General features: G+C 59.6%; 14 protein-coding genes. 8 read left to right on the top strand and 6 right to left on the bottom strand.

All coding sequences use genetic code 11. From position 1 onward, the window contains the following. Positions 1-54 precede the first annotated feature (54 nt). Positions 55-1,302, top strand: coding sequence for an enterobactin transporter EntS (entS, locus tag AM410_RS00710; protein WP_047743968.1), 1,248 nt, complete (start codon positions 55-57; stop codon positions 1,300-1,302). 44 nt (positions 1,303-1,346) lie between these two features. On the opposite strand, the gene fepB is transcribed toward entS, so the two are convergent. After that, positions 1,347-2,306, bottom strand: a complete 960-nt coding sequence (gene fepB / locus AM410_RS00705; protein WP_078774886.1) for a Fe2+-enterobactin ABC transporter substrate-binding protein — start codon at positions 2,304-2,306, stop codon at positions 1,347-1,349. A gap of 187 nt (positions 2,307-2,493) precedes the next feature. Between fepB and entC the strand changes: the two genes are divergently transcribed. The 5 genes from entC to entH are packed head-to-tail and all read left to right on the top strand — an operon-like array spanning position 2,494 to position 7,323. Continuing rightward, a complete protein-coding gene (gene entC / locus AM410_RS00700) occupies positions 2,494-3,669 on the top strand; it encodes an isochorismate synthase EntC (protein WP_106503825.1) in 1,176 nt (391 codons plus the stop codon). A 9-nt stretch (positions 3,670-3,678) separates the two neighbouring features. Beyond that, positions 3,679-5,289 (top strand): (2,3-dihydroxybenzoyl)adenylate synthase EntE, encoded by a 1,611-nt coding sequence (gene entE, locus AM410_RS00695; RefSeq protein ID WP_073395720.1) that lies wholly within the window; start codon positions 3,679-3,681, stop codon positions 5,287-5,289. Between the two features lie 10 nt (positions 5,290-5,299). Further along, a complete protein-coding gene (locus AM410_RS00690; protein WP_014169072.1) occupies positions 5,300-6,154 on the top strand; it encodes an isochorismatase in 855 nt (284 codons plus the stop codon). Continuing rightward, positions 6,154-6,909: a 2,3-dihydro-2,3-dihydroxybenzoate dehydrogenase EntA gene (entA, locus tag AM410_RS00685; RefSeq protein WP_063214879.1), complete on the top strand. Its 756-nt coding sequence runs from the start codon at positions 6,154-6,156 to the stop codon at positions 6,907-6,909. Before AM410_RS00690 ends, entA begins: the two co-directional genes overlap by 1 nt. Beyond that, positions 6,910-7,323 carry a proofreading thioesterase EntH gene (gene entH, locus AM410_RS00680; RefSeq protein WP_014169074.1) on the top strand — a complete coding sequence of 138 codons (414 nt, stop codon included), beginning with the start codon at positions 6,910-6,912 and terminating at the stop codon, positions 7,321-7,323. A gap of 47 nt (positions 7,324-7,370) precedes the next feature. On the opposite strand, the gene AM410_RS00675 is transcribed toward entH, so the two are convergent. Genes AM410_RS00675 through AM410_RS00665 form a run of 3 tightly spaced genes read right to left on the bottom strand, consistent with a single transcriptional unit; the run spans position 7,371 to position 9,680 of the window. Continuing rightward, complete coding sequence (locus AM410_RS00675) at positions 7,371-8,483, bottom strand: M20 family metallopeptidase (RefSeq protein ID WP_073395723.1); 1,113 nt, start codon at positions 8,481-8,483, stop codon at positions 7,371-7,373. Between the two features lie 13 nt (positions 8,484-8,496). After that, entirely contained in the window at positions 8,497-8,961 is a 465-nt protein-coding gene (locus AM410_RS00670) for a YjiG family protein (protein ID WP_014169076.1), read from the bottom strand. Further along, positions 8,958-9,680 (bottom strand): nucleoside recognition domain-containing protein, encoded by a 723-nt coding sequence (locus AM410_RS00665; protein WP_020885022.1) that lies wholly within the window; start codon positions 9,678-9,680, stop codon positions 8,958-8,960. Before AM410_RS00665 ends, AM410_RS00670 begins: the two co-directional genes overlap by 4 nt. A gap of 281 nt (positions 9,681-9,961) precedes the next feature. Between AM410_RS00665 and cstA the strand changes: the two genes are divergently transcribed. Continuing rightward, the gene (gene cstA / locus AM410_RS00660; protein ID WP_014169078.1) at positions 9,962-12,067 is read left to right on the top strand and encodes a pyruvate/proton symporter CstA; all 2,106 of its coding nucleotides are present in this window, start codon (positions 9,962-9,964) and stop codon (positions 12,065-12,067) included. Between the two features lie 58 nt (positions 12,068-12,125). After that, positions 12,126-12,323 (top strand): YbdD/YjiX family protein, encoded by a 198-nt coding sequence (locus tag AM410_RS00655; protein WP_014169079.1) that lies wholly within the window; start codon positions 12,126-12,128, stop codon positions 12,321-12,323. Positions 12,324-12,376: 53 nt separating this feature from the next. Here the strand turns inward: AM410_RS00655 and AM410_RS00650 are convergent, their stop codons facing one another. Beyond that, entirely contained in the window at positions 12,377-13,120 is a 744-nt protein-coding gene (locus AM410_RS00650; RefSeq protein ID WP_014169080.1) for an SDR family NAD(P)-dependent oxidoreductase, read from the bottom strand. Positions 13,121-13,177: 57 nt separating this feature from the next. Next, a complete protein-coding gene (locus AM410_RS00645; RefSeq protein ID WP_108647355.1) occupies positions 13,178-14,266 on the bottom strand; it encodes an oxidoreductase in 1,089 nt (362 codons plus the stop codon). Positions 14,267-14,417 lie beyond the last annotated feature (151 nt).

The raw sequence follows: 14,417 nt of genomic DNA, 5'->3' as shown, positions 1-14,417 counted from the left end.
CTATGTTAGCATGTGCGCCAATGGAATTGGTAGAAATACACTCAAGGCCTTGTCATGAATCAAAAATCCTGGCTGCTCAACCTCAGCCTGCTGAAGACGCACCCCGCATACCGCGCTGTCTTTATCGCCCGTTTTATCTCCATCCTCTCCCTCGGCCTGCTTGGCGTTGCCGTGCCGGTGCAGATCCAGTCCATGACCCACTCCAGCTGGCTGGTGGGGCTTTCGGTCACCTTAACCGGTGGGGCGATGTTTATCGGCCTGATGGTGGGCGGCGTGCTGGCGGACCGGTATGAGCGTAAAAAACTGATCCTGCTGGCACGCGGCACGTGCGGCGTAGGCTTTATCGGGCTGTGTCTGAACGCCATGCTGCCGGAGCCGTCACTGATTGCCATTTACGCCCTCGGTCTGTGGGACGGTTTTTTTGCGTCACTCGGCGTCACGGCGCTGCTGGCAGCCACGCCCGCGCTGGTCGGGCGCGAAAACCTGATGCAGGCGGGGGCAATCACCATGCTGACCGTGCGCCTCGGGTCGGTAATTTCACCGATGGTCGGTGGCCTGCTGCTGGCGACCGGCAACGTGGCGTGGAACTATGGGCTGGCGGCGGCGGGCACCTTTATCACTACGCTCACGCTCCTGCGTTTGCCGCGCCTGCCGCCTCCGCCACAGCCGCGCGAACATCCGCTGACATCACTGATGGCCGCGATCCGTTTTCTGTTCAGCAATCCGTTGATAGGTGGTATTGCGCTGCTCGGCGGTCTGCTGACGATGGCCAGTGCTGTACGCGTGCTTTACCCGGCGCTGGCGGGCGTGTGGCAGATGAGCGCGTCGGAAATCGGCGTGCTGTACGCGGCTATTCCGCTCGGCGCGGCATGCGGCGCGTTGACCAGCGGTAACCTGGCGCAGAGTGCGCGTCCCGGGCTGATCATGCTGTTGGCTACCCTGGCGTCGTTTATTGCGATTGGTTTCTTCAGCCTGATGCCGGTATGGGCGCTGGGCGTAATGTGCCTGGTGATTTTTGGCTGGCTGAGCGCCATCAGTTCATTGCTGCAGTACACCCTGATCCAGACCCAGACGCCGGAAGGGATGCTGGGGCGTATCAACGGTCTGTGGACCGCACAGAACGTGACGGGCGATGCCATTGGCGCGGCTATCCTCGGCGGGCTGGGGGCGATAATGACCCCGGTGGCTTCAGCGAGCAGCAGCGGCTTTGTCCTGGCTATGCTGGGAGGGATATTGCTGGTGGTCCTGGTTGAGCTGCGTCGGTTCAGGCAGGAGGTTGTGTTGAACGACAGTGCGGCCTGACGCGTTCACACCGGCCCTCTCACCGAGAGGGCCGGGTTAGCCTCTTACCTGAACTGTGCGTCTAAACGCTGCAGTACCCGCATTGCACTGTAATAATCCAGGCGGAACGTCTCTGTTCCCAGTGCCCAGACGCGCTTGTTCTGCACGGCTGGAAGGTGCGCCAGCAGCGGATTGGCGTAAATCGCATCCACATCTTTCTGATCACCGGCAAACAGGAACAGCCCTTCGCCGTTCAGCCCGGTCGCCAGATTTTCCCCGCCTAACTGAATAATATCGTGACGCTGACCCTGGCTTTTGGAGGTGTGCAATCCGGCAGGCAGTTCAGCCAGCGTAAAGCCCAGCTGCTGCAATAACTGGCCCTGAGCGGATTCCGCCGTCCACAGGTTTGCCGAGTGTGCGGCGGCGGTGTAGACGATGGCGTTCACCGGCTGCGGCGGTAATGTCATCTGCTGTTTCACCTGGGCAAGCTGCTTATCAAACGCGGCGATGCGCTCGGCGGCCTGTTTTTCCTGACCCGTGATTGTGCCGAGCTGTTTTAGCAGCGCCTGCCAGCTTTTGTCGTCGTAGTTAATAACAAGCGTCGGCGCGATAGCTGAAAGCTGGTCATACAACGCCAGCGCCGAATCCCCGCCGGTGGCGCTGATCAAAATCAGGTCCGGCATCTGGGCGGCCACCGCTTCGGCGCTCGGCTCGCCAATGTACAGACGCGCAAGCTGACGCTGTTTCGCAATATCGCCCCACTGGCGCAGGAATCCCTGCGCATCCGCCACGCGGTTGTTGGGCGTGGTGGCGCCGCTGGCAATAACCGGCGCGTCAATCGCCAGCAGGGAGCCGGTCAGGGTCACGCTGGTGGAGACGATGCGCGTCGGTTTGTGCTCAAGCGTATGCACGCCGCGGCTGTCTGTCACCTGACGCGGCCAGTCGGCGGCAAGCGCTGAGGTAAGTCCTAAAACAAAAAGTCCGATGAAAAGCAGGGGATTACGGCAGACGGCAAGACATTTCACAACGTGGCATCCTGTTTCTGTTGAGGTTAATGCTTCTCATTTTCATGTCTGCGACGACGGGATGCAAGCGTTACCCGAAGAAGATGTTTGCTCTGCGGTTGACACCGAGGCGATGTGAGATTAGGTTAGCGAGCGTAAATATAAATGATAATCATTATTACTGCCTTTATCATTTTAGGAGGATGAAATGGATACGTCCCTGGCTGAGGAAGTTCAGCACACCGCCAGCACGCTGCAATCAGACAGCTTTTTCTTTATGTCGCCTTACCGCAGTTTTACCACGTCCGGCTGTTTTTCCCGCTTCTCTGAATCCGCCGTCGGGGGTGACGATCCGGCAGGACAGTTTCAGCAGAAATTAGCCCAGGCTTTCCGCAACGCAAAAGCCAGCGGCATTGTCCATCCTGTGATGGTGGGTGCCATTCCGTTTGATACCCGCAAGCCGTCGTCTCTGTTTATTCCGCAACGCTGGCAGACCTTTTCTCGCCCGGCGCGTCAGCAGTCCGCCCGCTATGTTGCCGGCTCACAGGCGCTGAAGGTGGAAAAACGCACCGAGATCCCACCGCAGCCGGTATTTGAAGAGATGGTCGCCCGCGCGGCTGCCCTCACCGCCACGCCGCAGGTGAACAAAGTGGTGCTGTCGCGCCTGATTGATATCGTCACCGACAAACCGATTGATAGCGGTGCGCTCATGGAGCGGCTGATCGCCCAGAACCCGGCCAGCTACAACTTCCACGTACCGCTGGAAGACGGTGGCGTGCTGCTCGGCGCAAGCCCGGAACTGCTGCTGCGTAAAGAAGGGGCGCATTTTAGCTCTCTGCCGCTGGCAGGCTCCGCGCGTCGTCAGCCGGATGACGTGCTGGATCGTGAGGCGGGCAACAAGCTGCTGGCGTCCGAAAAAGATCGTCACGAGCATGACCTGGTGACCCAGGCGATGAAAGCCATTCTCAAACCGCGCAGCCATCACCTCAGCATGCCTTCCTCCCCACAGTTGATCACCACCCCCACGCTCTGGCATCTGGCCACGCCGGTGGAAGGTGAGGCGCGTGAAAACGAAAACGCGCTGACGCTGGCCTGCCTGCTGCACCCGACGCCAGCCCTGAGCGGTTTCCCGCATCAGGCTGCTAAGGCGTTGATCGCCGGGCTGGAGCCGTTCGATCGCGAGCTGTTCGGCGGCATCGTCGGCTGGTGCGACAGTGAAGGCAATGGCGAATGGGTGGTCACCATCCGCTGCGCACGTCTGCAGCAGAATACCGTTCGCCTGTTTGCCGGCGCGGGCATTGTCCCGGCCTCTTCACCCGTGGGCGAGTGGCGTGAAACCGGCGTAAAACTCTCCACCATGCTCAATGTTTTTGGTTTGCACTAAGGAACACTCATGACCCTTCCCTTTACCCGTTGGCCCGAGGATTTTGCCCGGCGCTACCGTGAAAAAGGCTACTGGCAGGATCTGCCGCTGACCCACATCCTGACGGATCAGGCGAATAACGATGCGGTGGCGATCGTCGACGGTGACCGTCGCATAACGTACCGCGAGTTTAACCAGGCCGTGAATAATCTGGCATCGCGGCTGCAGGCGTTGGGGCTTCATCGCGGTGAAACGGCGCTGGTGCAGCTTGGCAACGTGTGCGAGTTTTACATGACCTTTTTCGCCCTGCTGCAGATGGGCGTGGCGCCGGTCAATGCGCTCTTTAGCCATCAGCGCTCTGAGCTGAACGCCTACGCCGCGCAGATCAAACCTGCGCTGCTGATAGCCGATCGTGAGCACGCCCTGTTTGCAGGGGATGACTTCCTCAATACTTTTGTCGATGAGCACCGTTCGGTGCGCGTCGTGCTGCTGCGCGGCGACAAGGGTGAACATGCGCTGGACGCGGCGATTGCGCATCCGGCAGAAAATTTCATTCCGAACCCGACTCCTGCCGACGAAGTGGCGTTCTTCCAGCTCTCGGGCGGGAGTACCGGCACGCCGAAGCTGATCCCGCGTACGCATAACGACTATGACTACAGCATCCGTCGCAGCAATGCGATCTGCGGGATTACCGCGGACACGCGTTATCTGAATGCGCTGCCAGCGGCCCATAACTACGCCATGAGCTCGCCCGGCTCGTTAGGCGTCTTTACGGCGGGTGGCTGCGTGGTACTGGCAAACGATCCGAGCGCCACAATCTGCTTCCCGCTGATAGAAAAACATCAGATCACGGTTACCTCGCTGGTGCCCCCGGCGGTCAGCCTGTGGCTGCAGGCGATTGCCGACGGTGCAGGGAATGCCCCGCTCTCATCGCTGACGCTGCTGCAGGTCGGTGGGGCGCGCCTGTCCGCGTCGCTCGCGGCGCGTATTCCGGCAGAAATTGGCTGCCAGCTGCAGCAGGTGTTTGGTATGGCGGAAGGGCTGGTGAACTACACCGCGCTCGATGATACGCCGGAACGCATTATCAATACGCAGGGGCGCCCGATGTGCCCGGATGACGAAGTGTGGGTGGCGGACGAGCACGGTAATCCGCTCCCGCGCGGTGAAGTCGGGCGTCTGATGACCCGCGGGCCGTATACCTTCCGCGGCTATTTCAACAGTCCGGAGCACAACGCCAGCGCCTTTGATGCAGACGGCTTTTACTGCTCCGGCGATCTGATCGCCATTGACGAACAGGGCTACATCACCGTTCAGGGACGGGAGAAAGATCAGATCAACCGTGGCGGCGAAAAGATTGCCGCAGAAGAGATTGAAAACCTGCTGCTGCGCCACGACGCGGTGATCCACGCGGCCCTGGTGAGCATGGAGGACAGCCTGCTGGGTGAAAAGAGCTGCGCGTATCTGGTGGTGAAAGAGCCACTGCGTGCGGTGGAGGTGCGCCGCTTCCTGCGTGAGCAGGGCGTTGCAGAATTTAAACTGCCGGACCGCGTGGAGAGCGTTGATGCGCTTCCGTTAACGCCCGTCGGCAAAGTCGATAAGAAACAGTTGCGCCTGTGGCTAGCTGAACGCGCCCGGGGCTAAGGAACAGAGTATGGCCATTCCACAATTAACCGCTTATGCGCTGCCGACGGCCGCAGACCTGCCAGACAACAAAGTGAACTGGGCGTTTGAGCCAGAACGTGCCGCGCTGTTGATCCATGATATGCAGGAGTATTTCCTGAACTTCTGGGGCGAAAACAGCCCGATGATGGCCCAGGTGGTCGCGAATATCGCCAGACTTCGCGATTACTGCAAGCAACACAATATTCCGGTTTACTACACCGCGCAGCCGAAAGCGCAGAGCGATGAAGACCGCGCCCTGCTGAACGATATGTGGGGACCGGGGCTGACCCGCTCACCAGAGCAGCAGCGCATTGTGTCTCAGCTGACGCCGGATGAAGCCGATACGGTACTGGTGAAGTGGCGCTACAGCGCGTTCCACCGCTCGCCGCTGGAGTTGATGCTGAAAGAGACGGGGCGCAACCAGCTGCTGATCACCGGGGTTTACGCCCATATTGGCTGCATGACGACCGCTACAGACGCCTTTATGCGAGATATCAAACCGTTCTTTATCGCCGATGCGCTGGCCGATTTTACCCGCGATGAGCACCTGATGTCCCTGAACTACGTCGCAGGGCGCGCCGGCCGGGTGGTCATGACGGACGACCTGCTGCCGTCCATTCCGGCCACGAAAGCGGCGCTGCGTGACATCATCCTGCCGCTGCTGGATGAATCAGATGAGCCGATGGATGACGAAAACCTGATCGACTACGGTCTGGACTCGGTGCGCATGATGGCGCTGGCCGCCCGCTGGCGCAAAGTGCACGGCGATATCGACTTCGTGATGCTGGCGAAAAATCCCACCCTCGACGCCTGGTGGGCGCTGCTCTCCCGCGAGGTGAAGTGATGGCGGGGTTCGATTTTACCGGCAAAACCGTCTGGGTAACGGGCGCGGGTAAGGGCATCGGTTACGCGACGGCGCGGGCGTTTGTTGAAGCGGGCGCGCAGGTCACCGGATTTGACCTGGCCTTCCCGCAGGAAGCGTATCCCTTTGCCACCGAAACGCTGGATATCGCGGATGCCGTACAGGTCCGCGAGGTATGCGGGCGTGCGCTGGCAAGGCTTGAGCGTCTGGACGTGCTGGTGAACGCGGCGGGAATACTGCGTATGGGCGCGACCGACCAGATTGCGCAGGAGGACTGGCAGCAGACCTTCGCGGTTAATGTCGGCGGGGCATTTAATCTGTTCCAGCAGACGATGGGCCAGTTCCGTCGCCAGCAAAGCGGGGCGATTGTCACCGTGGCGTCTGACGCGGCCCACACGCCGCGTATCGGAATGAGCGCCTACGGTGCGTCGAAAGCGGCGCTAAAAAGCCTGGCGCTGACCGTCGGGCTTGAGCTGGCGGGCAGTGGCGTGCGCTGTAATCTGGTGTCGCCCGGGTCAACGGATACCGATATGCAGCGCACCCTGTGGAAAAGCGACGGTGCTGAGCAGCAGCGTATTCGCGGCTTTGGCGAGCAGTTCAAGCTCGGTATTCCGCTGGGCAAAATCGCCCGTCCGCAGGAGATTGCCAGCACGGTGCTGTTCCTCGCGTCCGATGCTGCCAGCCATATCACGTTGCAGGATATCGTGGTGGACGGCGGCTCCACGCTGGGGGCGTAGATGATCTGGAAACGTCACTTATCGCGTGAAGAAATGAACGCCACCAGTCTGAACTCCATGGTGGCGCATCTGGGCATCGTCTATACCCGCATCGGTGACGATACGCTTGAGGCCGAAATGCCCGTGGATGCGCGTACCCATCAACCGTTCGGTCTGCTGCACGGCGGGGCGTCGGCGGCGCTGGCGGAAACGCTGGGGTCGATGGCCGGGTTTCTGATGACCCGCGACGGACAAAGCGTGGTGGGAACGGAACTGAACGCAACGCACCATCGCGCGGTATCGCATGGGAAGGTGCGCGGAGTGTGTCAGCCGTTGCATCTTGGGCGAACCAGCCAGAGCTGGGAGATTGTGGTGTTCGACGAGCAGGGACGGCGGTGCTGTACCTGCCGGTTGAGTACCCAAATTTTGGGCTAGCGTTGCACGGTCAACATCCCTCTCCCCGTTGGGGAGAGGGATAAGGCTTACAGCATTGAAATCACCCGCTTCAACAAGCGTATTCTCGGCGCAATCGACGCTTTATCCAGCCACTCCGCCGGGCTGTGGAACCCGGCACCGATCGGCCCCAGCCCGTCCAGGGTCGGAATGCCCAGCGCGGCGGTGTGGTTGGCATCACTGCCACCACCGACCGCCTGCCAGGTAATGGCTATTCCTTCCGCCTGACCTGCCGCTTCAACCTGCTGCATCAGCGCCTGCGTGGCTTTACTCGCTGCCATCGCCGGTTTGTGGTTCACGCGCGTCAACGAGGTCGTGACGCCCTCTAAAAAGCCTTTTTCACACAATGCCTCCAGCGCCTGGTTCACCCGGCTGTACTCATCGTTTTCCCAGAAACGCACGTCCAGTTCGGCAACGGCTTTATCGGCCACCACGTTTGCCGCGCTGCCGCCGTGGATCACGCCGACGTTGAGCATGGTGCCACGTTCCTGGTCGGTCAGGGCATTAATGGCAATAATGCTGTTTGCCAGGGCGGTTATCGCCGAGCGGCCTTTCTCCGGTTCGTTACCCGCGTGTGCCGCCACGCCGCTGAACGTCAGGTGATAGCCCGCCATCCCTTTGCGAGCCTTCACCAGCGAACCGTCGGCGCGCGCGGCTTCGCATACCAGCACGCAGCGGGCGCGTTTTGCCAGTTCGCCAATCCATTCGTGTGAATAGACGGAGCCGGTCTCCTCGTCGGGATTCATGGCGATCGCAATGGCCAGACGATCGTGGTCGGCTGCGTCCAGATCACGCATCGCCCACAAGATATTCAGCAGGCCGCTCTTCATATCCGATACGCCAGGGCCATAAAGACGGGTGGCGTCCTCGCTCAGCGGACGCTCGGCGACGGTGCCGGGGGCAAATACCGTATCAAGATGGCCGACCAGCAGAACGTCGAACTGTGCCGCCTGTGGCTTATTACTGACGAATACGCCCGGGCCAACCTTGTCGCCCAGATTAACCCGTTCGGTGTGCCAGCCTTCGCGTTGCCAGAGCGTTTCAATAATGCCAGCCACGGTTTCGACGCCTGCGACAGTGCGGGTACCGCAGTCCACGTTCACCAGGGTTTTCAGCTCTTCAATATAATGGTCAAGGTTCATAGTAACGTCCTGTTCAGAGAATAATGCGCATCAGCAGCATGGCTAAGAAGGCGTTGATGACCGAAATGGCAATCATCAGCGGAATACGTTTGGCGCGGGTGCCGATCACACCCAGAATGCGGCCGAGATACTGCACCTGTGAGCCCATCAGATAGATAGCAGGTGCCAGAATCGCCAGGTGCTCGCCGGTAATAATCCCTTTATCAAACAGGCCGATCGCCACGCCGATCCCACCGCCCATCGACATCCAGCCGCCAATCAGCACGGCAGCCGCTTCACCCGGCAGGCCAAACAGGCCCATCAGCGGGGAGAAGATCATCCCCAGCCCTTTCAGCGCCCCGGTAATTTCCAGCGCCTTGATGATGATAAAAGCCATGACCACGTTGGGCAGGGTGCTGCCGGTGGCAATACTCCAGCCCTTGCGTGCGCCTTCGACAAACACATCGGTAATCACGGGATGAGATTGTGGGGCACTCATACGGTCTCTCCTTGTGTCGGTTGTTGCTCAGGGGCATCTTTGCCGATGACGGTCAGGATCAGGCGCAGCAGATTCGCGCCGACAATCTTCATGATGAACATCACGGCGATGCAGGCACCAATGGAGGTCGGCACCGCGGCCGTCCCGTCAACGGCGACCAGGGTAAAGAGGATGGCACCAGAGGAGAAAAAGTTGGTGATCATCGCCCCGGCGGAGAACTGGAACATGGCGAAAACGTCTTTCTCTTTTTCGCTAATCTGCCCTTCATCGGACAGGTTGCGGGTGAGGGATGCACCCACATCGGTGCTCTGCAGGCTGCCAATCAACGCCAGCCCGGTGGTGCCCGGAATACCCAGCAGCGGGCGCAGCAGCGGCGTTAACAGCTTACGGGCTGCACGCAGCGCACCATAGTGCTCCAGCACGTTGATCATCCCGAGGGCAAACATCACGGCCGGAATTAAACCGAGCGCAAAGAGAAACCCGTCCATTGCGCCACTGCCGCCGGTACCGCGAAAGGCGCTGGTGGCGGTAGTCAGGGTGCCGTCTTCAAGGCTGGCCTTGCTGACCACCTTGCCAAACGCACCGTTGAGGGTGGTGAAATCAAACACGCCGTACCACTCTTTTCCGCCCAGCAGGCCAGAGAAGAAAACGGCTGCGAATGCCAGCGCAACGTACGCGCCGGGCCCGACCTTGAGATCCTGAGGTACTGAACTGTTCATATCCTTTTCCTTGTATGCACGCGATTGCGCAGGGTCATTCTGGCGAGGTTTTGAGCAAAAAAAATGATACAAATCATTTCGTAAGGCGGTGTCGGGACGAAAAAGGCAAAAGTGTGACCCGTGGCGGCAGGGGTGTTTCAGCGGAAGGTGATCGGCTTAACAATGTGGTGTAAATGTCTGGTTTGACCACGCATTATTGCGTTTCAAAGTTGTTAAATTTTGAGCGTTGTTCTAGAAACAAAATGTAACATCTCACTGTTTCACAACAACGGACAACAACTATGAACAACTCAGGGAAATACCTTACGTGGGCAGGGCTCTCCGTTGTGGGAGCATTTGCCCTGGGCTATATCGCCCTCAACCGGGGGGAACAGATCAACGCGCTGTGGATCGTTGTCGCCTCGGTCTGTATTTATCTGATCGCGTACCGTTTTTATGGCCGCTATATCGCGAAGACGGTGTTAGGGGTCGACGGCACGCGCATGACGCCTGCGGTTCGTCATAACGACGGTCTGGACTATGTGCCTACCGACAAGAAAGTGCTGTTCGGTCACCATTTTGCGGCGATTGCCGGCGCGGGCCCGCTGGTGGGGCCAGTCCTGGCGGCGCAGATGGGTTACCTGCCGGGGATGATCTGGATCCTCGCGGGCGTCGTACTGGCCGGTGCGGTGCAGGACTTTATGGTGCTGTTCGTCTCCACCCGCCGCGACGGACGTTCGCTCGGTGAGCTGGTGAAAGAGGAGATGGGAGCCACGGCCGGGGTGATCGCCCTGATCGCGACCTTTATGATCATGGTGATCATCCTCGCGGTGCTGGCGATGATCGTGGTGAAAGCGCTGACCCACAGTCCGTGGGGAACCTATACCGTGGCCTTTACCATTCCGCTGGCGCTGTTTATGGGGATCTACATTCGCTACCTGCGTCCGGGACGCATTGGTGAAGTGTCGGTCATCGGCCTGGTCTTTCTGGTGTTTGCCATTATCTCCGGCGGCTGGGTGGCTGAGAGCCCGACGTGGGCGCCGTTCTTCGATTTCACCGGCGTACAGCTGACGTGGATGCTGGTAGGGTACGGATTTGTGGCGGCGGTGCTGCCGGTGTGGCTGCTGCTGGCCCCGCGCGATTACCTCTCCACCTTCCTGAAAATCGGCACGATTGTGGGGCTGGCAATCGGCATTTTGATTATGCGCCCGACGCTGACCATGCCTGCGCTGACCAAATTTATTGATGGCACCGGCCCGGTCTGGACCGGCAACCTGTTCCCGTTCCTGTTTATCACCATCGCCTGTGGCGCGGTGTCTGGTTTCCACGCGCTGATTGCCTCCGGTACCACGCCGAAAATGCTCGCCAATGAGAATCAGGCCTGCCTGATTGGCTACGGCGGCATGCTGATGGAATCGTTCGTGGCGATAATGGCGCTGGTCTCGGCCTGTATTATCGACCCGGGCGTTTACTTCGCGATGAACAGCCCAATGGCGCTGCTGGCACCGGCCGGCACCGTTGACGTGGTGGCCTCTGCCGCGCAGGTGGTAAGCGGCTGGGGCTTTGCCATTACCCCTGACACGTTGACCCATATCGCCAGTGAAGTGGGCGAGCAGTCAATTATTTCCCGTGCGGGGGGCGCGCCAACGCTGGCGGTGGGCATGGCGTATATTCTGCACGGCGCGCTGGGCGGGCTGATGGACGTGTCGTTCTGGTATCACTTCGCCATTCTGTTTGAAGCGCTGTTTATTCTGACGGCGGTGGATGCAGGAACGCGTGCGGCACGCTTTATGCTGCAGGATCTGCTGGGGGTGATCTCACCGAACCTGAAACGTACCGATTCATTACCGGCGAACCTGCTGGCAACGGCGCTGTGCGTACTGGCGTGGGGATATTTCCTCCATCAGGGCGTCGTCGATCCGCTGGGGGGGATTAACACCCTGTGGCCGCTGTTTGGTATTGCCAACCAGATGCTGGCGGGCATGGCGCTGATGCTCTGTGCGGTAGTGCTGTTCAAGATGAAGCGTCAGCGTTATGCGTGGGTGGCGTTACTGCCAACCGCATGGCTGCTGATTTGTACCCTGACGGCAGGCTGGCAGAAAGCCTTCAGCCCGGACAACAAGGTGGGCTTCCTGGCTATCGCCAACAAGTTCCAGGCGATGATCGACAGCGGTAAGATCCCGGCGCAATATACGGAATCACAGCTGTCGCAGCTGGTGTTTAACAACCGTCTGGACGCCGGACTGACCATCTTCTTTATGGTGGTGGTTGTGGTGCTGGCGTTGTATTCTCTGAAGACTGCACTGGCGGCGCTGAAAGAAGACAAGCCGACGGCAAAAGAGACACCGTATGAGCCAATGCCTGAGAACCTGGAAGAGATTGTGACCCAGGCGAAAGGGGCGCATTAATCGCTCAACCTCACCCTCTCCCCGCCGGGGAGAGGGGATAAAAGACGAGACATCCACTATGTTCGACACCCTCTCCAAAGCAGGAAAATACCTGGGCCAGGCCGCCAAAATGATGATCGGCGTACCGGATTACGACAACTACGTCGAGCATATGCGCGTCAACCACCCTGACCAGACGCCAATGACCTATGAAGCTTTCTTCCGCGACCGCCAGGACGCCCGCTACGGCGGCAAGGGCGGCGCGAAGTGCTGTTAACCCTCTTTCGGTAAACAAAGGCTGATCTGCTTTTGTTTACATTCAACATGCGATCAGGCGTTTAACCCGCCATCGACATCCAGTCCCGTGCCGGATATTTGTCCGGCGGCAGGACTGGCCAGGAAGGTGACCGCGGCGGCGATGTCTTCCGGCTGGCCGTAATGTCCCACCGCAATCATCTGGCGCTGAGATTCAGCCTGTTCTCCATCCTCCGGGTTCATATCGCTGTTTGTCGGGCCAGGATGCACAAGGTTCACGGTAATGCCGCGCGGGCCGAGATCGCGAGCCAGACCCCGGGTAAGGGAGTTGAGCGCAGATTTGGTCATCGAATAGACGGCAATACCGGGCATCGCCACACGGTTTGCCAGACAACTGCCGATGTTGATAATGCGCCCGCCGTCAGACATATGCACCAGCGCTTCCTGAATGGCAATCACCACGCCCCGGATATTGACGTTAATCAGGGCGTCAATATCCGCCAGCGTCATGGACTCCAGCGGGCCGCCGCGTGCGATCCCGGCGTTATTGACCAGAATATCCAGCCCGCCCAGGGAGCGTGCCGCATGGGTAACCGCATCCTGAATGGCCTGTGCGCTGGCGCTGTCGGCCTGAATCGCCTCGCTGTGGCGCCCAAGCGCCTTTATCTCTTCGGTGACCGCTTGGGCTTTGTCGGCGGATTTTTCATACGTAATAACCACATCGGCACCGGCGCGTGCCAGTGAAAGTGCGATGGCACGACCCAACCCACGGCTGGCGCCGGTAACCAGCGCCTTCTTACCTGTTAAATCGATCTGCATGATGACCTCGTTGCGAGAGTGATGAGAATCATCATTAGGTATAGTCGGTCGGAACGATTAACGGCTGAAGGATTCCACTTTCTCAAACGCGGCGCGCAGAACCTCAGGGGTGAGCGCGACCGGCAAATAGTGGATAGATTCCACCGGGCGCAGCGTATGGGCAATGACCTTGTCCAGCTCGTCGCGGTTGTTGATATCCACCTCCAGTTCGCGAAGCGTGGTGGGCAGGGTAAAGCGCTGATAGGCCGCCACCAGCTCGGCCAGCACGTCATCCTGGCCGAGCAGCGCACTTTGCACCAGGATGCCGTAGGCCACTTTGGTACCGTGCAGGTATTTTTCCGTTTGCGGCAAAACGGTTAAACCGTTGTGCACCGCATGCGCGGCCGCCACGCGGGTATAGCGCTCGCCCAGACCGCCCACCATTCCGCCCCCGGCAATAATGGCATCCACAACGTCCCTGAACGCCTGCGTCGCTTCGCCACGCTGCTGGTCGGCCAGCGCCTCTTCGCTACGGGAAAGCAGCACGTCGCGGATCGCCAGCGCGCCGTTGATCCCCAGCCGTACGGTCAAAGGCAGGTGTTCGGGTTGTGGGGCCAGGACCACCGCTTCATACCACTTCGCCAGCGTATCGCCGATGCCTGCCAGCAGGTACTCCGCTGGGGCATTGAGGATAATGAGCGGTTCCACCAGCACCAGGAAGTTAGCATCGTCGAACACCTCAAACTGCAGCGCCTGACCGGCATCGTTATACCAGACGGAGAGCGGCGTCCAGGCGGCGCAGGTGGCGGCGATGGTGGGAATAGCCACCACCGGCACGCCGAGACGGCGCGCCACCGCTTTGGCGGTATCAAGCAGTGCGCCACCGCCGACACCAATCACCACGCTGGCGTTATTGCCAGACGCCGTCACCAGATTGGTGACGTCACGTTCGCTGCAGTGCCCTTTAAAGAGCAGATGTTTCGCCCCCGGTGTGTGAAAGCTTTCCGGCAGGAAAGGGCGCGCGCCTTCAATGGCGCGTTCGCCATAAATCCACACCGCGCGGGAGAGCTGTTCCGGCGTAAAGAAATCATTCAGGTGCGCAAGGCTTCCCGGATGCGAGAAATAGTTCGCCGGGCCTGGCACGACGCGGATATCGGTGTTGCTCATGTGTTGTCCTTTTTTTAGCAAGCGCTAACCCGATGTTATGTCTGGACATCCGGATGGCTAATAATATTTCGCTTTATCTTATGCCTTTTCCGTCGTTGTCAGTCAACCGCAGCTGTGAAAAATTCGATAAATCACAATATGAAAGAAGGAT

The sequence above is a fragment of the Enterobacter cloacae complex sp. FDA-CDC-AR_0164 genome (genome assembly GCF_003071645.1).
GTDB lineage: Bacteria > Pseudomonadota > Gammaproteobacteria > Enterobacterales > Enterobacteriaceae > Enterobacter > Enterobacter ludwigii.
The sequence above is the reverse complement of the archived record's forward strand: the minus strand, read 5'-3'. Positions and strand labels throughout refer to the sequence as shown.

Excerpts from the sequence above, each read along its gene's own strand:
- entS (WP_047743968.1), top strand. The coding sequence starts at position 55 with ATGAATCAAAAATCCTGGCTGCTCAACCTCAGCCTGCTGAAGACGCAC.
- entC (WP_106503825.1), top strand. The coding sequence starts at position 2,494 with ATGGATACGTCCCTGGCTGAGGAAGTTCAGCACACCGCCAGCACGCTG.
- entE (WP_073395720.1), top strand. The coding sequence starts at position 3,679 with ATGACCCTTCCCTTTACCCGTTGGCCCGAGGATTTTGCCCGGCGCTAC.
- AM410_RS00690 (WP_014169072.1), top strand. The coding sequence starts at position 5,300 with ATGGCCATTCCACAATTAACCGCTTATGCGCTGCCGACGGCCGCAGAC.
- entA (WP_063214879.1), top strand. The coding sequence starts at position 6,154 with ATGGCGGGGTTCGATTTTACCGGCAAAACCGTCTGGGTAACGGGCGCG.
- entH (WP_014169074.1), top strand. The coding sequence starts at position 6,910 with ATGATCTGGAAACGTCACTTATCGCGTGAAGAAATGAACGCCACCAGT.
- AM410_RS00675 (WP_073395723.1), bottom strand. The coding sequence starts at position 8,483 with ATGAACCTTGACCATTATATTGAAGAGCTGAAAACCCTGGTGAACGTG.
- AM410_RS00670 (WP_014169076.1), bottom strand. The coding sequence starts at position 8,961 with ATGAGTGCCCCACAATCTCATCCCGTGATTACCGATGTGTTTGTCGAA.
- AM410_RS00665 (WP_020885022.1), bottom strand. The coding sequence starts at position 9,680 with ATGAACAGTTCAGTACCTCAGGATCTCAAGGTCGGGCCCGGCGCGTAC.
- cstA (WP_014169078.1), top strand. The coding sequence starts at position 9,962 with ATGAACAACTCAGGGAAATACCTTACGTGGGCAGGGCTCTCCGTTGTG.
- AM410_RS00655 (WP_014169079.1), top strand. The coding sequence starts at position 12,126 with ATGTTCGACACCCTCTCCAAAGCAGGAAAATACCTGGGCCAGGCCGCC.
- AM410_RS00650 (WP_014169080.1), bottom strand. The coding sequence starts at position 13,120 with ATGCAGATCGATTTAACAGGTAAGAAGGCGCTGGTTACCGGCGCCAGC.
- AM410_RS00645 (WP_108647355.1), bottom strand. The coding sequence starts at position 14,266 with ATGAGCAACACCGATATCCGCGTCGTGCCAGGCCCGGCGAACTATTTC.